Raw genomic sequence first — 23427 nt, 5'->3', positions numbered from 1 at the left:
ACAGTGTTCTAACCCTGTTTCTCACTCACGACCGCGCGGGCCACCCCCAGGTCCACCAGGTCCTGGGGTCGCAGGTGCAGCTGGTTGGCGATGTCCGGCACCTCCGAAGCCGGGCGCTTGAGGATCGCCGCCGCGGCTTCCGGGGACGTCACCGAGAAGTAGGCGTCCGGTGCGACCCACGTCGACCCCGCCGCCGCGAACGCCAGCGCCCCACCCGAGCCGCCTTCGCCGATCACCAGCGTCGTCACCGGGACCGAGGCCGTCGCCACCGCCTCGAACATCTCCGCGATGGCGCCGCCCGCGCCCGCCTGCTCCGCCGCGGCGTCGTTGGCCGCGCCCGGGGTGTCGACCAGGGTCAGCACCGGGATGCCCAGGCGCGACGCCAGCCGCACCAGCCGGGCCGCCGTCCGGAAGCCCGACGGCAGCGTCGGCGTCCCGCACTGGGCCGCGTACGCGATCGTCCGTCCGTCGCGCCAGCCGAAGCCGCACGCGACACCGGGGTCCGCGCCGCCGACGCGGTCGCCGCTGATGTCCTCCCGCCAGTCGAAGTAGGCATCGAGGTACTCCGCCGCCCGCGCCCGCTTCGGCGAACGCGCTGCCTGAACCGCTTCCCAGCCCGTCGCAGGCAACGCGGCGGCCCGCAGCGCGGAAGGCGGCGGTGCCGCGGCCGACGAATGCGCGGTCAGCAGCCCCAGCCACCGTTCCAGCACTGTCCCGAGCTCGTCCGGCGCGACGACGGCATCGACCTGGCCCCAGCGGAAATGCGCCTCCGCGGTGTAGGCCTCCGGCGAGCCCGGCGGACGCACTCGCGAGCCCGCGAACCCGACCTGCGCTTCCGGCAGCGCGAGAACGACGTCGGCGCCCGCGCCGAGCGTCGCCCAGCCGCCGCCGGTGGTCGGGTCGCGCAGCACCGAGATCTGGGGGATGCCCACCGAACGCGTCAACGCCGACGCCCGCGCCACCCGCTGCAGCTGCATCAACGCGCGCATGCCCTGCTGCATGCGGCTGCCGCCGGTCGCGATCAGCGACACCACCGGCAGCCGCACGTCGCGGGCGTGCGCGAACGCCGCCTCGATCCGGTCGCCGGTGCGCTGGCCCAGCGACCCGCCGAGGAACCCGAACTCGAAGGCGATCAGCACGGCTTCGACGTCGCCGATCTTCGCCGTCCCGCAGACGACGGACTCCTTCTCGCCGGTGCGTTCTTCCGCGGCGGAACGCGCTTCCCGGTAACCCGGCCAGCCGATCGGGCCGTCGGCGTGCTCTTCGCGCAGCGGGGTGGCGAACTCCGTGAAGCCGTTGGCGATCGCGCCGACGACCTCGCGCGCCGGCAGCCTAGACACCGAGCGCTCGCTTCATGACCTTGCCCATGTCGTTGCGCGGCAACGCGTCCAGGTACCGGACGACCCGCGGGCGCTTGTGCGGCGCGAGCAGTTTGGCGACGTGGTCGGCGAGTTCCTCGGCCGCCGGTGGCTCGCCGGAGGGCACGACCCACGCGACGATCCGCTCGCCGAGGTCGTCGTCGGGCTCGCCGGTGACGGCGGCTTCGGCGACGCCGGGGTGTTCGAGCAGCGCGTTCTCGATCTCGCCCGCGCCGATCTTGTAGCCGCCGCTCTTGATCAGGTCGGTGGCCTTGCGCCCGACGATCTTCACGTACCCGTCGGCGTCGCGCGTGGCCATGTCGCCGGTGCGGAACCAGCCGCCGTCGAACGCGGCTTCGGTCGCGTCCGGGCGGTTGAGGTACTCGGTGAACAGGTTCGGCCCGCGCACCTGGATTTCGCCGACGGTCTCGACGTCCTCGGTCACTTCGCCGGCATCGCCGACCAGCCGCAGTTCGACGCCCCGCAGCGGGACGCCGACCGTGCCGGGCTTGCGTTCGCCGTCCGCGCGGACGCTCGTGTTCATCAGCGTCTCGGTCATGCCGTAGCGCTCGACGACCTGCTGGCCGGTCGCCGCGGTGATCCGCTGGTGGTCGTGCACCGGCAGCGCCGCGGACCCGGAAACCAGCAGCCGCGCGCCGCGAAGGGCGTCCGCCAGCGCGGGGTCCGTCCCGACTTCGCCGGCGATGCGGTGGTACATGGTCGGGACGCCGAACATCATCGTCGCGCCGGACGCCAGCTCGCGCGCGACGCCTTCGGTGGAGAACCGGCCGAGGTGGCGCACCGAGCCGCCGCGCCGCAGCGGGCCGAGGATGCCGAGGATCAGGCCGTGCACGTGGAACAGGGGAAGCGCGTGCACCAGTGTGTCCGCGTCTGTCCAGCCCCAAGCGTCTTCGAGGGCGTCGAGCGTGGTCGCGAGCGCGCGGCGGGGGAGGACGACGCCCTTCGGCGGCCCGGTGGTCCCCGACGTGTAGACGACCAGCGCGGGCGTCTCGGGGTCCGGCTCGTCCGGGAGCGGGGTGGCTTCGCCGGTCAGCGGGATGTCCCGCCGCGGCAGGCCGGCCAGCCCGGCGGGCAGCTCGACGCCGGGTTCGGCGAGCACCAGCTGGGGCTCGCTGTCGGCGAGGATGTGCGCGAGTTCGCGTTCGCCGATCTTCGGGTTGAGCGGCACGGCCGGGACGCCGGCCAGCAGCGCGGCGACGACGGCGACGCTGGTGTGGACGGTCGGGGTCGCCCAGACGGCGACGCGGCCGCGAGGCAGCTCCGCGGCGAGGTTGCCGGCGACGGCGGCGAGGTCGGCGTGGGACAGGACGTGGTCGCCGAAGCGCAGGGCCTCTTTGGCGGATCCGTCGGCGAGGGTGGGGAACAACGGGGCGGGCACCGCGGGGACCTCCCAGAGTCGGACTCCAACCGCACGTTACCGTGCGGATCCGTCCCCTGCAGCGAGGTGCCGAAGGCCCTGGTCGTAGGCTGGGACACCGTGTTGGTACTGGCGATCGATACCTCGACCCCGGCGGTGACCGCGGGCGTCGTCGCGGTGGACGACAGCGGGGTCGAGACGCGCGGAGACCGCGTCACGGTCGACCCCCGCGCCCACGGCGAACTGATCACGCCGCACGCGCTCGCGGCCGCCGAAGAAGCCGGCGTGACCTTCAAGGACCTCGACGCGATCGTCGTCGGCGTCGGCCCCGGGCCGTTCACCGGCCTGCGCGCCGGGATGGCCACCGCCGCCGCCCTCGGGCACGCGCTCGGCCTGCCGGTCTACCCGGTCTGCAGCCTCGACGCGCTCGCCGCCGACGTCCCCCCGGGCGAAAGCGCCTTCCTCGTCCTCACCGACGCGCGCCGACGCGAGGTCTACTGGGCGGCGTACGACGCCGCCGGGACCCGCACCGACGGCCCGCACGTCCAGCGCCCGGCCGACCTCGGGACCGACGTCAAGGTCGCGGCGGGCGACGGTGCCCTGCTGTACGCCGACGTGCTCCACGTCCGGCCGATCGAGCCGCGGTTCCCCTCGCCCGCCGGGCTGGTGAAGGCCGCGCGTGCCGCGTTGCTCGCGAAGGAAACGCCGGCGCCGCTGACGCCCCTGTACCTGCGCCGGCCCGACGCCGCCGAGCCCACCGCCCCGAAACGGGTGACCGTGCAGTGAGACTCGAGCCGCTGCGCCGCCGGGACATCGCCCGGTGCGTCGAGATCGAGCAGATCCTCTTCCCCGGCGACGACCCGTGGAGCTCCCGCGCGTTCCACTCCGAGCTGGACGCGGGCAACTTCTACCTGGCCGCGCGCCCGGACGAGACCGACGAGCTGCTCGGGTACGCCGGGCTGGCCGTCGTCGGGCGGCGCCGCGGCGAGTACGAGGCGACCGTGCACACCATCGGCGTCGCTCCCGAGTACCAGGGCCAGGGCATCGGCAAGGCGCTGCTGCGCGCGCTGCTGGAGCGGGCCGACGAGTTCGAGGCGCCGGTGTTCCTCGAGGTCCGCACGGACAACGAAACGGCTCTCGCGCTGTACGAGAGCCACGGCTTCGAACGGCTCGGCATCCGGAAGCGCTACTACCAGCCCTCCGGCGCCGACGCGTACACGATGGTCCGCCCTGCGCGGACGCGAGACGAGGTGGCGGGCTGATGTCACGCATCATCATGGGCATCGAGAGCTCGTGCGACGAGACCGGCGTCGGCCTGGTCCGCCTGCACGACGACGGCACGGTGGAGCTGCTCGCCGACGAGGTCGCCTCCAGCGTCGAGCAGCACGCCCGCTTCGGCGGCGTGGTGCCCGAGGTCGCGAGCCGCGCGCACCTGGAGGCGATGGTCCCGACGACCACGCGTGCCTTCGAGAAAGCCGGGCTCGGACTGACCGATGTGGACGCGATCGCGGTGACGGCCGGGCCGGGCCTGGCGGGCGCGCTGCTCGTCGGCGTCTCGGCGGCGAAGGCGTACGCGACGGCGCTGAGCGTGCCGCTCTACGGCGTCAACCACCTGGCCGGGCACATCGCGGTGGACACGCTGCAGCACGGGCCGCTGCCCACGCCGTGCCTCGCGCTGCTGGTGTCCGGCGGCCACACGCAGCTGCTGCGCGTCGACGACATCGCGTCGTCGATCACCGAGCTGGGGTCCACTGTGGACGATGCGGCCGGTGAGGCGTACGACAAGGTCGCGCGCGTGCTCGGCCTGCCCTACCCGGGCGGCCCGCCGATCGACAAGGCGGCGAAGAACGGCGACCCGGCGGCGATCGCGTTCCCGCGCGGCATGACGGGCCCGCGCGACGCGAAGAACGACTTTTCCTTCTCCGGCTTGAAGACCGCGGTCGCGCGCTGGGTCGAAGGCGCCGCCCGGCGCGGCGAGGAGATCCCGGTGGACGACGTCGCGGCGTCGTTCCAGGAGGCGGTCGCGGACGTGCTGACGATGAAGGCGGTCCGCGCGGCGAAGGAGCAGGGGATCGGCACCATCGTCATCTCGGGTGGCGTGGCGGCGAACTCGCGCTTGTCGTCGCTGGCCGCGGAACGCTGCGAGGCGGCGGGGATCGAGCTGCGGGTCCCGCGACCCCGGCTGTGCACGGACAACGGCGCGATGATCGCGGCCCTGGGCGCGCACGTGGTGGCGGCCAAGCGCCCGACGGCACCGCTGGACTTCAGCGCGAACCCGGCCCTCCCGGTGAACGTGGTCTCGCTCTGACCGCCGCGCCTCAGGAAGCCGCGGCGTGCTTGTGCGCCGGGGCGCCCACGCCCAGCAGCTCCTCGATCGCCGCTACCGCCAGCACCGCCGCATTGCCTTCGCCGTAAGGATTCCCGACCTGCGTCGGCTGCAGCTCGCCGTTCAGCAGCCGCGCCGCCGTGTCCGCGATGCGGGACGTGTCCGTTCCCACCAGCCACGCGCAGCCGGCCTCGACGACCTCGACCCGCTCGGTCACGTCCCGCAGGACCAGCACCGGCGTCCCGAACGTCGGGGCCTCTTCCTGGATCCCGCCCGAGTCCGTCAGCACCAGCGACGCCAACCGCAACGCGCGGACCAGGTCCGGGTACTCCAGCGGGTCCGTGACCGTCACCCGCGGCAGGCCGCCCAAGGCCGCCTCCACCTGGGTGCGGACCTGCGGGTTCGGGTGGGCCGGGAACAGCACCTGCACGTCCGGGTGCTCGGCCACGATCAGCTGCACCGCCGCCAGCGTCCGCTCCAGCGGCTCGCCCCACGACTCGCGCCGGTGGGACGTCACGAGCACCAGCCGCTCGTCCGCCTCCGCGATCTCCATCTCCAGCAACGCCAGCGCCGTGTCGCGCGCCGGGAGGTCGCGCGCCGCGATCTCCAGCACCGCGTCGACGACCGTGTTGCCCGTGACCGCGATCCGTTGCCGCGCAACGCCTTCCGCGCGCAGCTCGGCCGCCGCGCCGAGGGTCGGCGCCAGGTGCAGCGCCGCCAGCCGCGACACCATCTGCCGCGCGCCCTCCTCCGGGAAGGGCGCGGTGAGGTCGTGCGTGCGCAGCCCGGCTTCCAGGTGCACCACCGGGATGCCCAGCCAGAACGCGGCCAGCGCGCCGGCGAGCGTCGTCGTGGTGTCGCCCTGGACGACGAGCGCGGCCGGTGCGTGCCGGCGCAGGACGTCGTCGAGCGCGGGCAGCAGGCCCGCGACGAGCTCCGCCTGACCGCCGGTCACGCGCGGCGGCACGGCCAGCCACTCGTCCACGACCAGGCCGAACGGCGTCAGCGCCTGCTCGACCATGCCCGCGTGCTGCCCGCTGTGGACCAGGATCGGCCGCAACGCGGGGTGCGCTTCCATCGCCAGCGCCAGTGGCGCGAGCTTGAGCGCTTCCGGCCGCGTTCCGGCCAGCAACATCACATCCACCCCGCGGTGCCCCTTCTCCACATAGTCCAGTGTCCAGCAAATATCTCCCAGTGGGGCCGCCGGCGTGCGAGGGGCACACGCCGACGGCCCGTCACCTCAGTCCCGCGCCTGGGAGAGACGGCGGTTGCGGCGGTGGACGGCGATCAGCGCGATGGTCCCGAGCAGGACCAGGAGCACGCCGACGGCCAGCCACCACCCGACGTCGGCACCGGTGGCGGCGAGGGTGCCCACCCCGCCACCGGCCACGCCGACGCCCGCGCCCGGCATCTTGTACATGCGGGCCTCGCTCAGGCCCGCGCGGAGCGGCGGCGGTAGATGCGCGTGCCGACCGGCAGCGCGACGGCGCCGAGCAGCCCGAGCCCGATCCACAGACCGGCCCCGGACGCCAGCGGCATCGGCGGCGCGGCCGGGCCGCAGGTCGCCGACGACACGATCACGTCACCCGCGCCCAGCGAGCCGACGACCCCGCCGAGCAGCTTCACGTGGATGGCGTTGACCGTGAGGCTGCCGTCGTTGTTCTTGATCTGCTCGTTGAGGATGATCGTCGCGATGTTGATGCCGGCGATCCCGACCTTGACCTGGGTGTTCGGCGCGGGGTTGGCGTCGACGGTGCCGATGCTCCCGAGCTTCGCGTCGACCAGCGTGCTGCTGCCCTTGACGCCGGCTTGGGTCGCGGTGCACACGGCCTCGACGGTCTTGACGCCGACGGTGCCGAGCGCGGCCTTGAGCAGCGGCAGGCCGACGTCGGCGGTGGTCGCCTTCGCCGTGACCGCGCCGGAGTTGTCGTCGCGCTTGGCCTCGGTCGCGATCACGCCCGCGGTCAGGATGCCGGGCACAGCGGCGCTCGCCAGCGTGTTCGTCGTCGGGCCCGCGGTGTTCGCGGCCGCGAGCGGCCCGACGTGCACGGCGGGCTGGCCGAGCAGCGTCACGTCGACCTTCACGCCGTAGGCCGACCCGTCACCGGGCGCGGCCGACGCGGGCGCCGCGCCGGCGAGCACGAAGCTCGCCACGACCGCGGCGAGCAAGCCGCCGCGGCGCGCGAGGGAGCTGTTCATCAACTGGTCCTCCGAATTCGCTGAGTTTCCCTGGAGTTCGCGTGACGGCGGCGCGGATCGAACCGGTCTGCCTCGACTCGGCACGCGAATCGACTATCGCGAAGAGTGGCCCGAATAGCACAGGATATTTCTCGAATCACCGGATCGGGTATTCTGTGTCGCGGTTTCCGCTGGTCGCCACGACGTCACCCGTTCGGCCGAGCAAGTCGGCCGCGGAAACTGCCGAAAGGCGGTTCCAAACCACACCTCCGAGTGGAGCGGCCCGGCACTTGTGTTCTACGCTCGCCCCGGGGTCCGCAGCTGGAACGAAAACCGACACCGAGAGGACCGTCGTGGCCGTAGCGAGCGCTCCGAACGCCGGCATGGCAAGGTTTCCGCTGTTCATCGCGCTGGGCGCGCTGGCGGCCGCGGGGGTCGCGGTCGTGCTGGCCGAGCGGTTCTACCGTGAACTGGAAGTGCGCCTGGCCGGCGCGATCCTCGACGTCATCACTACATCGGGTGTTTATGTGGCTCCCGATCGAGAGTCTGTTTACTTTGGGTTGAGCAGCACTGCTCCGTTCGGGTTGAGAATGACTCCGGAATGCTCTTCGGCGTTCCTTCTGCTCCCGCTGCTCGTTGTGACCATGGCCATGCTGTATTTCCGGCCGTCGAATGCGAAGCGCCTGTTCTTTTCGCTCGGCATTTCCGCGCTCGTCGTCGTGCTGGTGAACCAGCTGCGCATTCTCACGATCGTCGGGCTGGTGCACTGGTTCGGCACCGACGAGGGCTACTACTGGGGCCACACGCTGCTCGGCTCGATGGTGAGCGTGTTCGGCGGCGCCGTCTCGATCGTCCTGTTCGTCTGGCTCGCCACCCGGAAGAAGAAGGCATGAGCGTCAAGGTCCTGCTGGCGATCACCCAGGCGTTCGCGCTCACGATGAGCGTGGCGTTCCTGGTGTACGTCGTCGTCATCGTCGTGCCGTACCTGCGCCGCAAGCCCGGCCCGGTCGGCGACCCGGCGGACTTCACGTGGCACTTCTTCGTGCCGTGCCGCGACGAGCAGACGGTCATCCGCGAGACGATCCGCTACCTGCGCACGACGTTCCGCAAGGCGCACGTCTGGGTCGTCGACGACGACTCGGAGGACCGCACCGCCCGCGTCGTCCGGATGCTGTGGCGGCGCCACGGCGGCTACGACCCGTACCTGCACCTGGTGCCGCGCGTGCGGCCCGAAGCCCGGACGGGCAAGGGCGACGCGCTCAACGCCGCCTACCGGGCCCTCAACGACTGGATGGGCCCGGACGCCTCGCGGGACGACGTCGTCGTGGTGGTCGTCGACGCCGACGGCCGCCCGGCCCCGAACTGCCTGGAGGTCTGCGCGGCCGACCACCTCTTCGGCGACGCGGGGATCGGCGCGGTCCAGCTGGACGTGTGGATGAGCAACGTCGGGACGCCGCCGCCGTCGCGCAATCCCGTGGGGCGCTGGTTCGGTCTCAAGCTCGCGCAGCTGCAGGACCTCGAGTTCCGGACGGCGATCGCGGCGATCCAGACGTCCCGCGGCTTCACCGGCACGATCTCCATGGGCGGCAACGGCCAGTTCACCCGGCTCACCGCCCTCGACTCCATCGCGGGCGAGCGCGAAGAGCCGTGGCGCGGCTCGCTGCTCGAGGACTTCGAGCTCGGCGTCCACCTGCTGACGGCGGGCTGGCGCACCGGGTTCACCCCGGACTCCCATGTGGCGCAGGAGGGTCTGTACAGCCTCCGCCGGTTCTTGGTGCAGCGCACGCGGTGGGGCCAGGGCACCATGCAGTGCGCCCGCTACCTGCGCCGGATCTGGGACTCGCCGCACGTCAGCACGCTCGGCGCCGCGGAGATGATGTACTACCTCGCCCAGCCGTGGCTGCAGCTGCTCGGCTCGCTGCTGTACCCGATCCCGTTCATCCTGCTGGTGGCGAGCACCGCGGGCGACCCGGCGCAGATGTGGGCGTGGTTCACCGGCGGCGCGTGGATCCTCTTCGCCATCTACGGCTCGTTCGGGCTGCTGCCGTTCCTCGTCTGGGGCCCGATCTACCAGCTGAAGTGCTTGCGCAGCGGCAACGTCCTGCGCGGCATCGGGCTCGGCTTCGCGTACGCGGCCTACATCTACACGTTCTACGTGACGTCGTGGCGCGCGCTGTTCCGGCTGGTCCGCGGCCGCAACGGCTGGGCGAAGACGCGTCGCAACACCGAGCAGGCGGGGGGCGCGAAGGTCGCGCTCGACGCGTGAGCTCTTACCTCCGGGGTGAGTTTCTGGTTAGGTTCTGACCATCCGGCACCTGAACCCTGGGGGTTTATGCCCATGTCCGCCCGTTTCCTCCCGAGATCGGCGGCGCTGATCGCCGCCGTCACGCTCTTGACCGGCCTGGCCGCCGCGCCGGCCCAAGCCACCAGCCGCGACCAGCGGCAGCGGGACTTCGCCGCCGCCGCGAGCGAGTTCGGCGTCCCGGAGAACGTCCTGCTCGGCGTCTCCTACCTGGAGTCCCGCTGGGACTTCAACGCCGGCACGCCCAGCACGTCGGCCGGCTACGGCCCGATGCACCTCACCGACGTGCGCGAGGCCGGGGTGGCGACCAGCCACCACGACGAAGGCACCGAAGACCCGCGCGGCGACGACGCGCGCCCCGCGCTGCACCCGCAGGCCGGGCCCGCCGCGCCGCCGGCCGGGCTGCAGACCGTCGACGAAGCGGCGAAGCTCGTCGGCACCGACGCCGCGACCCTGCGCACCGACGCGACCCAGAACATCCGCGGCGGCGCGGCTCTGCTCGCGAAGTACCACGCCGGCCAGACCGACTGGTACGACGCCGTCGCGCGCTACAGCGGCTCCACCGGCGACGCCGCGCAGACGTTCGCCGACGAGGTCTACGAGACCATCAAGAGCGGCGTGTCCCGGACCACCGATGACGGCCAGCAGGTCACCCTCGCCGCGACCCCGGACGTGCGGGTTCCGGCGCACAACGGGAACCCGCCGGACGTCGAGTGCCCGCGGACCGTCGCCTGCGAGTCCGTCCCGGCGCCCTACCAGGAGCTGCCGAACAACGACTACGGCAACCACGACCTCGCGAACCGGCCCGAGAGCCAGAAGATCGACCACATCGTCATCCACGACACCGAGGGTTACTGGGACAGCGTCCTCAAGCTCGCCCAGGACCCGACGTACGTCAGCTGGCACTACACGGTCCGCTCCAGCGACGGCCTGATCGCGCAGCACGTGCCGACCAAGGACGTCGCCTGGCACGCCGGCAACTGGTACGTCAACGCGAAGTCCATCGGCATCGAGCACGAGGGCTTCGCGGCGAAGGGCACCTGGTACACCGAGGCGATGTACCGGTCTAGCGCGAAGCTCGTCGGCTACCTCGCGCGCAAGTACGGAATTCCGCTCGACCGCGCGCACATCATCGGCCACGACAACGTGCCGGGCACGGTCCCGTCGACGATCAAGGGCATGCACTGGGACCCGGGCCCCTACTGGGACTGGTCGCACTACTTCGACCTGCTGGGCGCGCCGCTCGGCTGGCCCGGCCTGCCCGGCTCGTCGCTGGTCACCATCGACCCGGACTTCGCGAAGAACCAGCTCGTGTTCACCGGCTGCGACAGCCCCGGAACGGCTTGCGCGCCAAGGAGTTCGGAGGCCGTGGTGCTGCACTCGGAGCCGAGTGAGTCTTCGCCGCTGCTGAAGGACGCCGGCCTGCACACCGACGGCTCACCGTCCACAATGGACGTTTCGGACGTCGGCAGCCGCGTCGCGACCGGGCAGCAGTACGCCGTCGCCGGCGTCAGCGGCGACTGGACGGCGATCTGGTACCTCGGGCAGAAGGGCTGGTTCCACAACCCGTACGGCGCTCGGGTGGCCAAGCCGGCGATCGGCTGGGTCGTGACGCCGAAGCCGGGTCTCGCGACGGTGCCGGTGTACGGGCGCGCGTACCCCGAACCGGAGGCCTACCCCGCGAACGTGCCGGTGCAGACCATCACGCCGCTGCCGTACACGCTGTCGGCGGGCCAGAAGTACTCGTCGGCCGGCACGGTCGGTTCGGAGTACTACTACGCGGTGACGTTCGACCCGGCCGGCCACGTCGTGGTCAAGGGCAAGCTCAAGTACGTCCAGATCCAGTTCGGGCACCGGATCGCGTTCGTCAAGGCGGACGACGTCCGGATCCTCCCGGCGTTCTAGCCCGGAGCGGCGCCGGCGAGGTTCCGCCCTCGCCGGCGCCGGCCCGGGTGCTCCGGCGTTCGACCAGGACGACGTCGCGCCACCGCCCGTGGTGCCGGCCGAGGCGCTGCCGGGTGCCGACCTCGCGGAACCCGGCCCGCACGTGCAGCTTCCGGCTCGCGGTGTTCTCCGGGAAGATCCCGCTCTGGATCGTCCAGATCCCGGCGTCTTCCGTTGAGGCGATCAACGCGGTCAACAGGGCCTGTCCGATCCCGCGGCCGCGGGTGTCCGGGTGGACGTAGACGCTGTGCTCGACGACCCCGGCGTAGACGCACCGGGACGACACCGCGGTGACCGCGGTCCAGCCGAGGACGTCTCCGGCGGGGCCGAGGGCGGTGAACCGGTGCGCCGGCAGGTGGGCGGCGTCCCAGTCGGCCCACTCGGGCGCGGTAGTTTCGAAACTCGCGTCCCCGGTGTCGAGTCCGGCCTGGAGGATCGCCAGGACCTGCCCGGCATGCGCGGCCGTCATCGGGACGACGCGGACCGGCGCCGGCCGGACGGCGCGGATGATCGCGGAGTGCAGCTTGGCGCCGACCTCGTGGGTGAACCGGACGTCGACGCCCGCCAGCCCGGCGTCGCGGAGCAACGCCCGGTACCGCTCGGCGGTGAGCGCGCTGCCGAGGCATTCGTCCGTGCCGGCCGCGCGTTCGGCGTCGGTGAGAGTGTCGGCGGCCAGGATGTCGGTGATCCCGAGGCGGCCGCCGGGTCGCAGGACGCGGGCGATCTCGGCGAACACGGCCGGCTTGTCGGGGGAGAGCGCGATGACGCAGTTGGAGATGACGACGTCGACCGACGCGTCCGGCAGCGGGATCCGTTCGATGGTGCCGTGGACGAACTCCGCGTTGGTGACGCCGGCCCGCTCGGCGTGGCGGCGGGCGAGGGTGAGCATGTCGTCGGTGACGTCGAGGCCGATGGCGCGGCCGGCCGGGCCGACCCGGCGGGCGGAGAGCAGGACGTCGAGCCCGCCGCCGGAACCGAGGTCGAGCACGGTTTCCCCGGGGCGCAGGTCGGCGACGGCCACCGGGTTGCCGCAGCCGAGGCTGGTCGCCGTCACTTCGGCAGGGGCGTCTTCGCCGGCGTAGTGGACGGCGCCGAGCCGCTCGGTGTCGGCGATGAGCCCGGCGCTTTCCCCGGCCAGCGCCCGGCGAGCGGCATCGGCGTAGCGGTCGAGGCTCACGGGCACACCTCCGCGAAGGTGACGGCGGCGCGCCCCATGACGACGTCGGCGGCGGTCGGGAAGCACGACACGCAACGCTGGTTGACCCGGTAGAGCCGGGCGGTGCCGCGCGGTTCGGCGAGCACGAACCGGGCCTCGGTGAGGATCTTCAGGTGGGCGGACACGGTGGACTGACCGACGTCGACCTGGTCGACGATCTGCCCGACGGTCATCGGGGAGCCGGTCGAGGCCAGCAGGTTGAGGATCTGCACCCGGGTCGGGTCGGCCAGGGCCCGGAACCACCCGGCGTACGTCTCGGCAGTAGCTCGGTCCAGCACAGCAGCCCCTTTCATCGTCCATCGACGATAAACGATGAAGGGTCAGGCGGCAACCAGCTCGGCGAGCAGGGCGCGGACCCGGCGGTCGATCTCGTCCCGGATCGGGCGGACGTGCTCGACGGACCGGCCGGCGGGGTCGTCGAGCTGCCAGTCGAGGTAGCGCTTGCCGGGGAAGACCGGGCACGCGTCGCCGCAGCCCATGGTGATCACGACGTCGGCGGCTTCGACCGCGTCGGTGGTCAGGCGCTTGGGGAACTCGCGGGAGACGTCGATCCCGAGCTCGGCCATGACCGCGACCACGGCCGGGTTGACCGCGTCCGCCGGCGCCGACCCGGCGGAGCGGACGGTGACGCGCCCGGCGGCGTGGTGGTCCAGCAGCGCGGCGGCCATCTGGGAGCGGCCGGCGTTGTGGACGCAGACGAACAGGACTTCGGGGGTGTTCACGGGGTGACCTCCACCGGGGAGCGGCGGCGCAGCGCCAGGGACACGTAGACGAGCGCGACGAGCACGGGGACTTCGATGAGCGGCCCGACGACCCCGGCCAGCGCCTGCCCGCTGGTCGCGCCGAACGTCGCGATGGCCACGGCGATGGCGAGCTCGAAGTTGTTGCCCGCCGCGGTGAACGCCAGCGTCGTCGTGCGCTCATAGGACAGGCCGACGGCTTTGCCGAACGCGTAGGACCCGGCCCACATCAGTCCGAAGTAGACCAGCAGCGGCACGGCGATCCGGACGACGTCCAGCGGCCGGGCGGTGATCTGGTCGCCTTGCAGGGCGAAGAGGACGACGATGGTGAACAGCAGCCCGTAGAGCGCGGCCGGGCCGATCTTCGGCAGGAACTTCGACTCGTACCAGGCGCGGCCCTTCGCGCGTTCGCCGAGACGGCGCGTCAGGTAGCCGGCCAGGAGCGGGATGCCGAGGAAGATGAGCACGCTCTTGGCGATCTGCCACCCGGAGACGGCGAGGCCGGCTTGCGGGAGGCCGAGCCACCCGGGCAGGACCGCGAGGTAGAACCACCCCAGGAGCCCGAACGCGAGGACCTGGAACACGGAGTTCAGCGCGACGAGCACGGCGGCTGCTTCGCGGTCGCCGCACGCGAGGTCGTTCCAGATGATGACCATCGCGATGCAGCGGGCGAGGCCGACGATGATCAGCCCGGTCCGGTACTCGGGCAGGTCGGGCAGCAGCAGCCAGGCCAGGGTGAACATCAGCGCCGGGCCGACCAGCCAGTTCAGCACCAGCGACGGCCACAGCAGCCGCCGGTCGCGGGTGACGGTGCCGAGCCGGTCGTAGCGGACCTTCGCCAGCACCGGGTACATCATGACCAGCAGCCCGAGCGCGATCGGCAACGAAATGCCGTCGACCTGCACCGCGGACAACGCCGTTTTCAAGCCGGGGCCGGCCAGGAGACCAGTGACCATCGCGGCCGCGATCCAGACGGGCAGGAACCTGTCCAAAGTGGACAGCCGCCCGACGACGGTGCCGCTCACGCCGGGACGATCTCGGCACCGGGGACGAGCACGGCCGAGAGCCGGGCCAGCACCTCGGGGTGGACGCGGTAGTAGACCCACGTGCCGCGCCGCTCGCCGGTGATCAGCCCGGACTCGCGCAGGACCTTCAGGTGGTGGGAGATGGTCGGGCCGGTCAGGTCGAAGGCGTCGGTCAGGTCGCACACGCACGCCTCGCCGCCGGCGTGGGAGGCGATCAGCGACAGCAGCCGCAGCCGGACGGGGTCCGCCATGGCCTTGAACAACTTCGACAGCTCCGCGGCCTGGTCTTCGCTCAAGGGCTCGCGGGCCAGCGGGGAGCAGCACGCGTCCATCGCGACGATCGGCAGCTGTTTCGGCATGTGTCTATCTTGACAGTCTTCTAAGTAGAGAGCAATCTAAGTGCCTGTTTCGATGAATGTCTATCCAAGGAGGATGGGATGTCACGGGTACAGCTCGCGCTGCGGGTCGGGGACCTCGAAGGGTCGATCGACTTCTACTCGAAGCTGTTCGGCACCGAGCCGGCCAAGCTCCGGCCGGGGTACGCCAACTTCGCCATCGCCGAGCCGACGCTCAAGCTCGTGCTCCTGGAGGGCGAGCCGGGCCAGGCGACGGTCATGGACCACCTCGGCGTCGAGGTCGAGTCGACCGACCAGGTCGGCGAGGCGAGCAAGCGGCTGACGGGCGAGGGGCTGGAGACGCTGACCGAGGACGACACGACGTGCTGCTACGCCGTCCAGGACAAGGTGTGGGTGCACGGGCCCGGCCAGGAGCCGTGGGAGGTGTACACCGTCAAGGCGGACTCGCAGGCGTTCGGGACCGACAGCGCGGCCCTCGCGGCCACGTGCTGCACGCCCGAGGCGGGCACGCCGGAGGGCTGCTGCTCCTAGTCGAGCGTCAGCTGGAGGCGGTGGAAGTCGAAGTGCCGCGTCGGGAACCGGTACACGTCGGCCAGGGTCATGTAGTCCTGGAAATACGGGTCCCACCGGGTCGGGTAGTGCATGCCGCGGGCGAGGTCGTCGTCCGTCTCCCGGTCCAGGCGGCGGTGCAGTGCGGCGATGGTCCGGTCGAACAGTGCTCGCATCCACCGCCTCGGCAGCAGCGTGCCGCCGAGCCGGGAGCCGGCGAAGTTGACCGCGTCGAAGGGGGTCGTTGCCGCGTTCAGCAGGTGGGCGTAGGTGCGGCTGGCGCTGTCGGGGAGGCGGCCGAAGAGCCGCACCAGCGTCGACAGGGCGCGGATGATCAGGTAGCCGAGCAGCATGTGGAAGAGGAGCTGGCGGTTGTTCCAGCGGGTGGCCATGGTGGGGCGCCGCAGGTCGTTTTCGGTCGCGGTGTCCAGTAGCTGGTGGAAGGTCCTGCGGGCCTGCTCCAGCTCCGCGTGAACGGCCGCCTTGTCCACGGTCGTAGTGTCCGCTGGTGGTGGTGGGAAGACCAGGGGGTCGCCTGTGTGGTGGCCGTCCCTCGCTGCCGAGCGTTCAACACCGTCCGACCGGCGTCAAGGGCGCCTTCGGCGTCGCTTCGCGATGAGCTTCGCTCACCCTTGACCCCGGCCGGCCGGTGCTGAGAGCGGCAGGGGCGAGGGGTGGGGGAGGTGTAGGGCCTTTGCGGCCCCTTCGTCGCGACGTCGGCCGGTGTGCTGGTGTGTCGTCGCCGGTCAGCGCGTTTTCGGGGGCGATTCACACGTCGGGGGCCACCCTCCTTGCACGACTGGCACTCACGTGGCTAGAGTGCTAATCGCACGGCCCGACAGCCCCGGCACCCGCGACGGCGGGGGTGGTAGAGCCGTAACCACATCCTGCCAACGCTTTCGACGACCGTGGAGGTCAACCCGGTGAGCGTGAACATCAAGCCGCTCGAGGACAAGATCGTTGTCCAGACGAGCGAGGCCGAGGAGACGACCGCTTCCGGCCTCGTCATCCCCGACACCGCCAAGGAGAAGCCCCAGGAGGGCAAGGTTCTGGCCGTGGGCCCGGGCCGGATCGACGACAAGGGCAACCGCGTCCCGCTGGACGTGAACGTCGGCGACGTCGTCATCTACTCGAAGTACGGCGGCACCGAGGTCAAGTACAACGGTGAGGACTACCTCATCCTGTCCGCCCGCGACGTGCTGGCCGTCATCAACTGACGTCCGCTCGCAGCGCATGACGCCCCGGGCCCCGCACAACGCCGGGGGACGGGGCGTTCTTGCGTCCGGAAACTTCGAAAGGTAAGCGGAACACGCTATGCCCAAGCAGATCAGTTTCGACGAGGACGCTCGTCGCGCGCTGGAGCGCGGGGTGAACAAGCTCGCCGACGCCGTCAAGGTCACCCTCGGCCCGCGCGGTCGCCACGTCGTGCTCGACAAGAAGTTCGGCGGCCCGACCATCACCCTCGACGGCGTGACCGTCGCCCGGGAGATCGAGCTCGACGACCCGTTCGAGAACCTCGGCGCGCAGCTCGCCAAGAGCGTCGCCACCAAGACCAACGACGTCGCCGGTGACGGCACCACGACCGCGACCGTGCTCGCGCAGTCGCTGGTCAAGGTCGGCCTGCGCAACGTCGCGGCCGGCGCCAACCCGACCTCGATCGGCCGCGGCATCGAGGCCGCCGCGGAGAAGGTCATCGAGGTCCTCAAGAGCAAGGCCACCCCGGTCAAGGGCCGCGAGAGCATCGCCCAGGTCGGCACCGTGACCTCGCGCGACGCCAACATCGGCGCCCTGCTCGGCGAAGCCGTCGAGAAGGTCGGCGAGGACGGCGTCATCACCATCGAGGAGTCGTCGACCCTGGCGACCGAGCTGGTGATCACCGAGGGCGTCCAGTTCGACAAGGGCTTCCTCTCGGCGCACTTCGCGACCAACCCGGAGGAGCAGAAGGCGATCCTCGAGGACGCCTACGTCCTGCTGCACCGCGAGAAGATCTCGGCGCTGGCCGACCTGCTCCCGGTGCTGGAGAAGGTCGTCGAGGCCAAGAAGCCGCTGCTCATCATCGCCGAGGACGTCGACGGCGAGGCGCTGTCCACCCTCGTGGTGAACTCGCTGCGCAAGACGATCACCGCCGTCGCGGTCAAGGCGCCGTTCTTCGGCGACCGCCGCAAGGCGTTCCTGGACGACCTCGCGGTCGTCACGGGCGGCGAGGTCATCTCCGCGGAGATCGGCCGCAAGCTGTCCGACGTCGACCTCGGCGCGCTGGGCAAGGCCCGCCGGATCGTCGTCACCAAGGACGACACCACGATCGTCGACGGCGCCGGCTCCAAGGACGCCATCGCCGGGCGGGTCGCGCAGATCCGCAAGGAGATCGAGACGACCGACTCCGACTGGGACCGCGAGAAGCTGCAGGAGCGGCTCGCGAAGCTCGGCGGCGGCGTCGCGGTCATCAAGGTCGGCGCGGCCACCGAGACCGAGCTGAACGAGCGCAAGCACCGCATCGAGGACGCCGTGGCTTCGACCAAGGCGGCCGTCGAGGAGGGCATCCTGCCCGGCGGCGGTTCGGCGCTGGTGCACGCGGTCAAGGAGCTCGAGGGCGGCCTGGGCCTGGAAGGCGACGAGGCCACCGGCGTGCGCATCGTGAAGGACGCGCTGTCGGCCCCGCTGTTCTGGATCGCGACCAACGCGGGCCACGAGGGCGCCGTCATCGTCAACAAGGTGCGCGAGCAGAGCTGGGGGCAGGGCTTCAACGCCGCCACCGGCGAGCTCACCGACCTGCTGGCCGCCGGCATCGTCGACCCGGTCAAGGTGACCCGGTCCGCGGTGGCGAACGCCGCCTCCATCGCCCGGCTGGTGCTGACCACGGAGTCGTCCGTGGTCGAGAAGCCGGCCGACGAGGAGCCCGCCGCGGCGGGCCACGGCCACTCGCACTGATTTCCGACGAGAGCGGGGCGGTACTCCTTCGGGAGTGCCGCCCCGCTCTCGTGTCCGGAAAGCACGGAGGGCGGCACCCCACCCGGTGCCGCCCTCCGAGGTCTGTGGGGCGCTCAGCCGCCGGACATGCTGAGCGCGCGTTTGTCGGACTTGATGAGGTGCTCGCGTTCCGACTCCGAGAGCCCGCCCCAGATGCCGTAGGGCTCGTGCACCGCCAGCGCGTGGCTGCGGCACATCTCGAGGACGGGGCAGCTCAGGCAGACCGCCTTCGCCCTGGCCTCCCGCCGTGCCCGCGCCGGGCCGCGCTCGCCGTCCGGGTGAAAGAAGGACGCGCTGTCCATCCCCCGGCACGACCCTTCGAGCTGCCAGTCCCACATGTCGGCGTTGGGTCCTGGGAGCCTGCGCGTGTCTGCCATCCTGACCGCCTCCGTCAATCGGTCGATGCCGCTAGCTGCTCTGCTGTGGTGCCGATACTCCATTCGGTGCAACGGCGGTAACGTTAGAAGCGCGCCAATAGTTGTTCAAGCGATTCGGTTCGATTCAGCCGTTAGGCATCCCCCGGATGTGTGAGCAGGGGTTTCGCCTCCGGTTGCCGACGCCGCGGTCTGCCTGGATATTGAGGCTCGTGGGAGCTGGGTCGGGCACCGAAGAACCCACCCTGCCGGTGGCCTCGGTCGCCCGCCGGCTCGGGGTCGCCCCGTCCACCCTCCGAACCTGGGACCGCCGCTACGGGCTCGGCCCGAGCAGGCACACCGACGGCCGCCACCGCCGCTACGGCACCTCCGACATCGGCCGGCTCGAACTGATGCAGCGCGCGCTGCTGAGCGGCGCGTCGACGGCCGAGGCGGCGCGCTACGCCCTCGAGCAGATGCCGCGCTCGGGGCCGCCGCAGCCGGAGGAGCCTTCGGAGCCCGCCGACGCGTCGGAGGCCGACGACGGCCTCGAGGTCCGCTCCCGCCTCGCCCGCCGCCTGAGCACGGCGGCGCTGGCGATGGACGTCGGCGCGGTCCAGCGCATGCTCGCGGACACGATCGCCGAGCTGGGCGTCCTCCCGGCGTGGACGGGCGTGATCGAGCCGGTGCTGTCGGCCCTGGGCGCCCGCTGGCGCGGCGCGAGCGCGGGGGCGGAGGTCGAGTACCTGCTGGCGGAGTGCGTGTTCGCGGCGCTGGTCCGCGCGACGCCGGTGCTCGACGAGCCGCGCAACACGCGTCCGGTGCTGCTGGGCTGCGTCCCGGAGGAACGCGACACGATGCCGATGTACGCGCTGGCGGCGTCCCTGGCCGGCCGCCGCATCGGGGCGCAGCTGTTCGGGGTCCCGCTGCCGGCGGAGGTCCTGGCGGTGGCGGTGCGCCGGAGCGCCCCGGCCGCGGTGGTGCTGTGGGCCCACCGGCGCGGGGTCGCGGACACGCGGCTGTTCGCGCGGGTGTCCCGGGGGAGGCAGCGCAGCCGGCTGTTCGCGTGCGGCCCCGGGTGGGACCCGGCGGGGCTGCCGGACAAGGTGGAGCTGCTGACGGACCTCCCGGGAGCGGCGGACCGCATCGAGCACGTCCTGGTCGGCGGGCGCGGGTGATCCGTCACTTCGATCATGTTTCTGTCGGTGGGACCCGCTAGAAAGGACGGGTGCACGAACCCGCCCTGAGGGCCGCCGCGTTCGGGGGCGATCCGCGGCCCGATCCCGCCGTCACGCGCGGGCCCGGCACCCCTCGGGAACGGCTGCTCGCCGCCATCGTGCTCGGCGCCCAGGGCCGGTACGCGGCCGCCGCGGCCCTCCTCGACCCCCTCCGGCGCGAGAACGACCCCGTCCACGCCTCCCTGGCCGCCAGCACCCTCGGGGCCCACCGGCGGCAGCTGGGCGGCCACCGCCAAGCCCGGGCCCTCGACGGCGAGGCCTTCGCCAAAGCCGCCGGCCTCCGAGCGAGTCCCGACCCCGATGGCCTCGACGCCGCCGGCGCGCGGGCGGACGCCCTGCTCGGGCTGGCCGCCGACAACCTCGCCCTGGGCCGGATCGCGGCCGCCCGGAGGCTCGCCCAGCGGGCCGAGGACCAGCACGCCGGGTGGCGGGCCTGCGTCCGCGGGGGCTGGGTCGGCGCCGAGATCGAGCTCGCCGCTGGTCAGGGCGCCGCCGCCGTGGCGCCCGCCGAGCGGGCTTTCGAAACCGCCGTCGGGCGGGGTGCGCGACGGCACGCCGTGAAATCCGGGATTGTGCTGGCCGTCGCACTGGGGGCCGCCGGGCGTCCCGATCACCGGAAGATTTCGGACGGGCTTGTCGGAAACGCAATGGCGACCGCCGAGGAATGCGAACTGCTTTCACTTTTGTGGCCGGCGGCGCTCGTCATGGCCGATCTGCGCCCAGGACACGCCGAGGAGTATCGATTCAGAATGGCAGAGGTGTTGCACGCAGTGTTACGAAGCGCAGATCCTTGCGGGAGGAGGATCGCGGGGGAATCGCCATGGGTCCCCGCCCCGGGTGGTTGAGCCGTCGGAATGGGGTGTTCCGGCATCCGGGCTAAGAAACTTCAAAAAAAGCCACCGGATCGTGTCAAGGTTCGGGCTAAAGCGTCCGATAGGGGAAGTGGAATGTCACCCGGCTGCAGGAAGGAAACCCCGTGACGACGGTCTTGATCTGCGACGACCGACGCAGTGTCCGTGAAGGGCTCACCCGAGTGATGTCCGCGGTCCCTGGGGTCAGTCGCATCGACTGCGTAGCGCACGGTGACGAGCTGCTGGCCCGGTACTCCCGTCAGCCCGTCGACGTCGTGCTGGTCGGAACGCAACGCGCGGTTCCGACAGGTGTCGAAGCCACCCGGCGGCTCGTCTCCGCGAACCCCCAGGCGAACGTCATCGTCTTCGGCGCCCCGGACGACGCGGGCAGCATCGCCGCCGCGATCGCCGGCGGTGCCCGCGGCTACCTCCGCTGGGACGCGTCCCGGCCGGAGCTGGTCGCCGCACTGGCCCACACCCTGGCGAGCACCTCGGTGCCCGCGCCCCGTCAGCCGTCCGACCCGGGCGTTCAGCTGACCGAGCGCGAGCTTCAGGTGCTCCGCGGGATGAGCCAGGGCAAGAGCAACGGCCAGATCGGCCGCGAGCTCTACCTGTCCGAGGACACGGTGAAGACCCACGCCCGGCGGCTGTTCCGCAAGCTCGGCGTGCGCGACCGCGCGCAGGCCGTGGCCCACGGCTTCCGCCGCGGCCTGGTCAGCTGACCCGTCGCTCTCCCCGTTCCTGACACGGCCGGTTTACAGGTGACGACGGGCCAGGGCACACCGCCCTGGCCCGTACCTGTGTGGTCCCCATCACACTCCGGCGCCCGCTCGGGCAGCCCCCGGGGCGGAACCCCGTCCCGGCACCCGTCCCTCCGACGGATCACGTACCCGTGACGCCGCTCGCTCGTTGAATCGGCGAAGTCGACCGCGGGTCTGCACGAAAATCCGTATTTCGGCGCCTCACGGGGCCGCGGCACGCCCGGGAGCACCGCGCGCGCCGCCCCGCCGGGGGCCGCAGGTACGGTAGCGGTCTCCGGTGCGCGGTGGAGGCGACCACGGGCCGGGTTCTTTGCCCACCTACACGTAACACTGGGACTGTTGTCTGCGATGGCCAATGTGGGGGATGGACTGGATGAACCGGTCGCCGCTGCTGTCGAGGGAGATCCCCAGGCAGTGGAGCGGCTGCTGGCTGCTATCCGTCCACTGGTAGTGCGGTATTGCCGCGCTCGGGTTGGCAGGCAGGAGCGATCGTTCGCTTCGGCGGACGACGTTGCGCAGGAGGTGTGTCTCGCGGTGCTAACGGCATTGCCCTCGTACCGCGACCAAGGCCGCCCGTTCCTGGCGTTCGTCTACGGGATCGCCCAGCACAAGGTGGCCGACGCGCACCGCGCGGCGGCGCGCAACCGGGCCGAACCGGTGGCCGAGATCCCCGACGAGATCGAAGGCGGGGTGGGCCCCGAGCAGCGGGCGCTGCAAGGTGAGCTGAACGAGCGGATGTCCCAGTTGTTGCAGGTGCTGCCGGACAAGCAGCGGGAGATCGTGGTGTTGCGCGTGGTCGTCGGTCTGTCGGCGGAGGAGACCGCGGACGCGGTCGGCTCCACGCCCGGCGCCGTCCGCGTCGCCCAGCACCGCGCCCTCGCGCGGCTGAGAAAGGTCCTGGCCGCGGAGGAGGTGATCTGAGTGACCGGTCACGAAAAGGGTTACGAGCCGGACGACGTCTTCGGCAGTGGGTTGTCGGGGTCGGAGGCGGAGTTCGCCGCCGACCTGTCGGCCGTCCAAGCCGATGACGCGCTGCTCGACGCCCTCGGTGGGTCCGACCCGGCGCTGGCCGACGGTCTGGGCGACCAGGAGCTCAACGCGTTGCTGGTGGCTTGGCGAAGAGACATCGACAGCGAGCCACTGGCCGAGCTGGTCGACGTCGACACCGCCGTGCGGACCGTCACCACCGCGAGTCTCGCGAAACAGCACGCCTCGAGCGGACGCCGCCGCAGGCTGCTCGTCCCGGTCGCCGTCGCCGCCGCCGTGCTGGCGATCGCGTTCACCGGTACCGGGCTGGCCGCGCGCTCCGCGCAACCGGGCGACACCCTCTGGGGCCTCGCGAAGGTCCTGTACTCCGATCACACCCGCTCGGTCGAGGCCGCCGCGAACGCGAAGCTCGACCTCGAGAAGGCGAACCTGGCCATCGCCGGCGGCAACCTCGCCGCCGCGCGCCAAGCCCTCGACGCCGCCCAGGCCGCGCTGTCGCAGGTCAGCGACGAGGACAACCGCGACCAGCTCATGGAGCAGCACCGGCAGCTCGCCGCGCAGCTGACCAACCCGGAAGCGCCGGTCCAAGGCCCGACCAAGACGACGCCGACCGTGGTGCCGCCCGGCGTCTCCTCGACGCCGGTGCCGCCGGCCGGCTCGGCGACGTCGATCCCGGGCAGCGGCAGCGGCACCACCAGCCTGCCGGGCACCGGGACGCCGACCCCGACGCCCCCGCCGCCGACCACCACCCCGGCGCCGCCGACCACCGACGCGCCGCCGCCGACCAGCACGGCCGCGAGCGGCAACGACCCCGGCACCAACACCGGGCGCAGCGAGTCTTCCGTCGGCGGGCAGAGCGCCCCCGGCAGCTAGTCCCCGCGAACGAAAAGGCCCTGGT

26 protein-coding genes are annotated in these 23427 nt (G+C 71.9%); 14 read left to right on the top strand and 12 right to left on the bottom strand.

The window, feature by feature from the left end:
* Positions 1 to 8 precede the first annotated feature (8 nt).
* Both ACZ7OH_RS09890 and ACZ7OH_RS09885 read right to left on the bottom strand, forming a co-directional pair.
* Positions 9 to 1340, bottom strand: a complete 1332-nt coding sequence (locus ACZ7OH_RS09890) for a carboxyl transferase domain-containing protein (RefSeq protein WP_470280500.1) — start codon at positions 1338 to 1340, stop codon at positions 9 to 11.
* Positions 1333 to 2757 (bottom strand): acyl-CoA synthetase, encoded by a 1425-nt coding sequence (locus ACZ7OH_RS09885; RefSeq protein WP_470280499.1) that lies wholly within the window; start codon positions 2755 to 2757, stop codon positions 1333 to 1335. Before ACZ7OH_RS09885 ends, ACZ7OH_RS09890 begins: the two co-directional genes overlap by 8 nt.
* Positions 2758 to 2856: 99 nt before the next feature.
* On the opposite strand from ACZ7OH_RS09885, the gene tsaB reads away from it, so the two are divergent.
* Genes tsaB through tsaD form a run of 3 tightly spaced genes read left to right on the top strand, consistent with a single transcriptional unit; the run spans position 2857 to position 5044 of the window.
* Positions 2857 to 3522, top strand: a complete 666-nt coding sequence (tsaB, locus tag ACZ7OH_RS09880; RefSeq protein WP_470280498.1) for a tRNA (adenosine(37)-N6)-threonylcarbamoyltransferase complex dimerization subunit type 1 TsaB — start codon at positions 2857 to 2859, stop codon at positions 3520 to 3522.
* Positions 3519 to 3998, top strand: a complete 480-nt coding sequence (gene rimI / locus ACZ7OH_RS09875) for a ribosomal protein S18-alanine N-acetyltransferase (protein ID WP_400900653.1) — start codon at positions 3519 to 3521, stop codon at positions 3996 to 3998. Before tsaB ends, rimI begins: the two co-directional genes overlap by 4 nt.
* On the top strand, positions 3998 to 5044 hold the full coding sequence (gene tsaD, locus ACZ7OH_RS09870; protein ID WP_470280497.1) for a tRNA (adenosine(37)-N6)-threonylcarbamoyltransferase complex transferase subunit TsaD: 1047 nt from the start codon (positions 3998 to 4000) through the stop codon (positions 5042 to 5044). Before rimI ends, tsaD begins: the two co-directional genes overlap by 1 nt.
* Before the next feature lie 10 nt (positions 5045 to 5054).
* Here the strand turns inward: tsaD and wecB are convergent, their stop codons facing one another.
* From wecB to ACZ7OH_RS09855, 3 genes are all read right to left on the bottom strand, one after another.
* Complete coding sequence (wecB, locus tag ACZ7OH_RS09865) at positions 5055 to 6206, bottom strand: non-hydrolyzing UDP-N-acetylglucosamine 2-epimerase (protein WP_470280496.1); 1152 nt, start codon at positions 6204 to 6206, stop codon at positions 5055 to 5057.
* Positions 6207 to 6302: 96 nt separating this feature from the next.
* Positions 6303 to 6482, bottom strand: coding sequence for an LPXTG cell wall anchor domain-containing protein (locus tag ACZ7OH_RS09860; RefSeq protein WP_400900647.1), 180 nt, complete (start codon positions 6480 to 6482; stop codon positions 6303 to 6305).
* Between the two features lie 11 nt (positions 6483 to 6493).
* The gene (locus ACZ7OH_RS09855) at positions 6494 to 7261 is read right to left on the bottom strand and encodes a choice-of-anchor P family protein (protein ID WP_470280495.1); all 768 of its coding nucleotides are present in this window, start codon (positions 7259 to 7261) and stop codon (positions 6494 to 6496) included.
* A 362-nt stretch (positions 7262 to 7623) separates the two neighbouring features.
* Here ACZ7OH_RS09855 and xrtP point away from each other — a divergent pair, with 362 nt between their 5' ends.
* The 3 genes from xrtP (at position 7624) to ACZ7OH_RS09840 (ending at position 11447) form a co-directional block, all read left to right on the top strand.
* On the top strand, positions 7624 to 8133 hold the full coding sequence (gene xrtP / locus ACZ7OH_RS09850) for an exosortase P (RefSeq protein ID WP_470280866.1): 510 nt from the start codon (positions 7624 to 7626) through the stop codon (positions 8131 to 8133).
* Positions 8130 to 9506, top strand: a complete 1377-nt coding sequence (locus ACZ7OH_RS09845; protein WP_470280494.1) for a glycosyltransferase — start codon at positions 8130 to 8132, stop codon at positions 9504 to 9506. Before xrtP ends, ACZ7OH_RS09845 begins: the two co-directional genes overlap by 4 nt.
* Before the next feature lie 66 nt (positions 9507 to 9572).
* The gene (locus tag ACZ7OH_RS09840) at positions 9573 to 11447 is read left to right on the top strand and encodes an N-acetylmuramoyl-L-alanine amidase (protein WP_470280493.1); all 1875 of its coding nucleotides are present in this window, start codon (positions 9573 to 9575) and stop codon (positions 11445 to 11447) included.
* On the opposite strand, the gene ACZ7OH_RS09835 is transcribed toward ACZ7OH_RS09840, so the two are convergent.
* From ACZ7OH_RS09835 to ACZ7OH_RS09815, 5 genes are read right to left on the bottom strand one after another with little or no spacing between them, the layout of a single operon-like run.
* Entirely contained in the window at positions 11410 to 12663 is a 1254-nt protein-coding gene (locus ACZ7OH_RS09835; RefSeq protein ID WP_470280492.1) for a GNAT family N-acetyltransferase, read from the bottom strand. The genes ACZ7OH_RS09840 and ACZ7OH_RS09835 overlap by 38 nt on opposite strands.
* Positions 12660 to 12995 (bottom strand): ArsR/SmtB family transcription factor, encoded by a 336-nt coding sequence (locus tag ACZ7OH_RS09830; RefSeq protein ID WP_470280491.1) that lies wholly within the window; start codon positions 12993 to 12995, stop codon positions 12660 to 12662. The genes ACZ7OH_RS09835 and ACZ7OH_RS09830 overlap by 4 nt, the downstream gene beginning before the upstream one ends.
* A 27-nt stretch (positions 12996 to 13022) precedes the next feature.
* Positions 13023 to 13424, bottom strand: coding sequence for an arsenate reductase ArsC (locus ACZ7OH_RS09825; RefSeq protein ID WP_470280490.1), 402 nt, complete (start codon positions 13422 to 13424; stop codon positions 13023 to 13025).
* Positions 13421 to 14467, bottom strand: a complete 1047-nt coding sequence (gene arsB, locus ACZ7OH_RS09820; RefSeq protein ID WP_470280489.1) for an ACR3 family arsenite efflux transporter — start codon at positions 14465 to 14467, stop codon at positions 13421 to 13423. Before arsB ends, ACZ7OH_RS09825 begins: the two co-directional genes overlap by 4 nt.
* Positions 14464 to 14826 (bottom strand): metalloregulator ArsR/SmtB family transcription factor, encoded by a 363-nt coding sequence (locus tag ACZ7OH_RS09815; RefSeq protein ID WP_470280488.1) that lies wholly within the window; start codon positions 14824 to 14826, stop codon positions 14464 to 14466. The genes arsB and ACZ7OH_RS09815 overlap by 4 nt, the downstream gene beginning before the upstream one ends.
* Before the next feature lie 78 nt (positions 14827 to 14904).
* Between ACZ7OH_RS09815 and ACZ7OH_RS09810 the strand changes: the two genes are divergently transcribed.
* A complete protein-coding gene (locus ACZ7OH_RS09810) occupies positions 14905 to 15354 on the top strand; it encodes an ArsI/CadI family heavy metal resistance metalloenzyme (RefSeq protein ID WP_470280487.1) in 450 nt (149 codons plus the stop codon).
* Here ACZ7OH_RS09810 and ACZ7OH_RS09805 read toward each other — a convergent pair.
* Complete coding sequence (locus ACZ7OH_RS09805; protein ID WP_470280486.1) at positions 15351 to 15863, bottom strand: DinB family protein; 513 nt, start codon at positions 15861 to 15863, stop codon at positions 15351 to 15353. The genes ACZ7OH_RS09810 and ACZ7OH_RS09805 overlap by 4 nt on opposite strands.
* Positions 15864 to 16295: 432 nt before the next feature.
* On the opposite strand from ACZ7OH_RS09805, the gene groES reads away from it, so the two are divergent.
* Entirely contained in the window at positions 16296 to 16589 is a 294-nt protein-coding gene (groES, locus tag ACZ7OH_RS09800) for a co-chaperone GroES (protein WP_004559922.1), read from the top strand.
* 97 nt (positions 16590 to 16686) lie between these two features.
* Positions 16687 to 18300 (top strand): chaperonin GroEL, encoded by a 1614-nt coding sequence (gene groL / locus ACZ7OH_RS09795; protein WP_470280485.1) that lies wholly within the window; start codon positions 16687 to 16689, stop codon positions 18298 to 18300.
* 113 nt (positions 18301 to 18413) lie between these two features.
* Here the strand turns inward: groL and ACZ7OH_RS09790 are convergent, their stop codons facing one another.
* Complete coding sequence (locus ACZ7OH_RS09790; protein WP_043792619.1) at positions 18414 to 18716, bottom strand: WhiB family transcriptional regulator; 303 nt, start codon at positions 18714 to 18716, stop codon at positions 18414 to 18416.
* A gap of 248 nt (positions 18717 to 18964) precedes the next feature.
* On the opposite strand from ACZ7OH_RS09790, the gene ACZ7OH_RS09785 reads away from it, so the two are divergent.
* The 5 genes from ACZ7OH_RS09785 (at position 18965) to ACZ7OH_RS09765 (ending at position 23402) form a co-directional block, all read left to right on the top strand.
* Positions 18965 to 19870 carry a MerR family transcriptional regulator gene (locus tag ACZ7OH_RS09785; protein WP_470280865.1) on the top strand — a complete coding sequence of 302 codons (906 nt, stop codon included), beginning with the start codon at positions 18965 to 18967 and terminating at the stop codon, positions 19868 to 19870.
* 50 nt (positions 19871 to 19920) lie between these two features.
* A complete protein-coding gene (locus tag ACZ7OH_RS09780; RefSeq protein ID WP_470280484.1) occupies positions 19921 to 20775 on the top strand; it encodes a hypothetical protein in 855 nt (284 codons plus the stop codon).
* Positions 20776 to 20906: 131 nt separating this feature from the next.
* On the top strand, positions 20907 to 21503 hold the full coding sequence (locus ACZ7OH_RS09775; protein WP_003073605.1) for a response regulator transcription factor: 597 nt from the start codon (positions 20907 to 20909) through the stop codon (positions 21501 to 21503).
* Positions 21504 to 21890: 387 nt separating this feature from the next.
* Positions 21891 to 22463 carry a sigma-70 family RNA polymerase sigma factor gene (locus tag ACZ7OH_RS09770; RefSeq protein ID WP_072474704.1) on the top strand — a complete coding sequence of 191 codons (573 nt, stop codon included), beginning with the start codon at positions 21891 to 21893 and terminating at the stop codon, positions 22461 to 22463.
* Positions 22464 to 23402, top strand: a complete 939-nt coding sequence (locus ACZ7OH_RS09765) for an anti-sigma-D factor RsdA (RefSeq protein WP_470280483.1) — start codon at positions 22464 to 22466, stop codon at positions 23400 to 23402.
* Positions 23403 to 23427 lie beyond the last annotated feature (25 nt).

The sequence above is a fragment of the Amycolatopsis sp. NPDC114478 genome (genome assembly GCF_055633805.1).
This window is presented reverse-complemented; position numbering and strand designations above follow the sequence as displayed.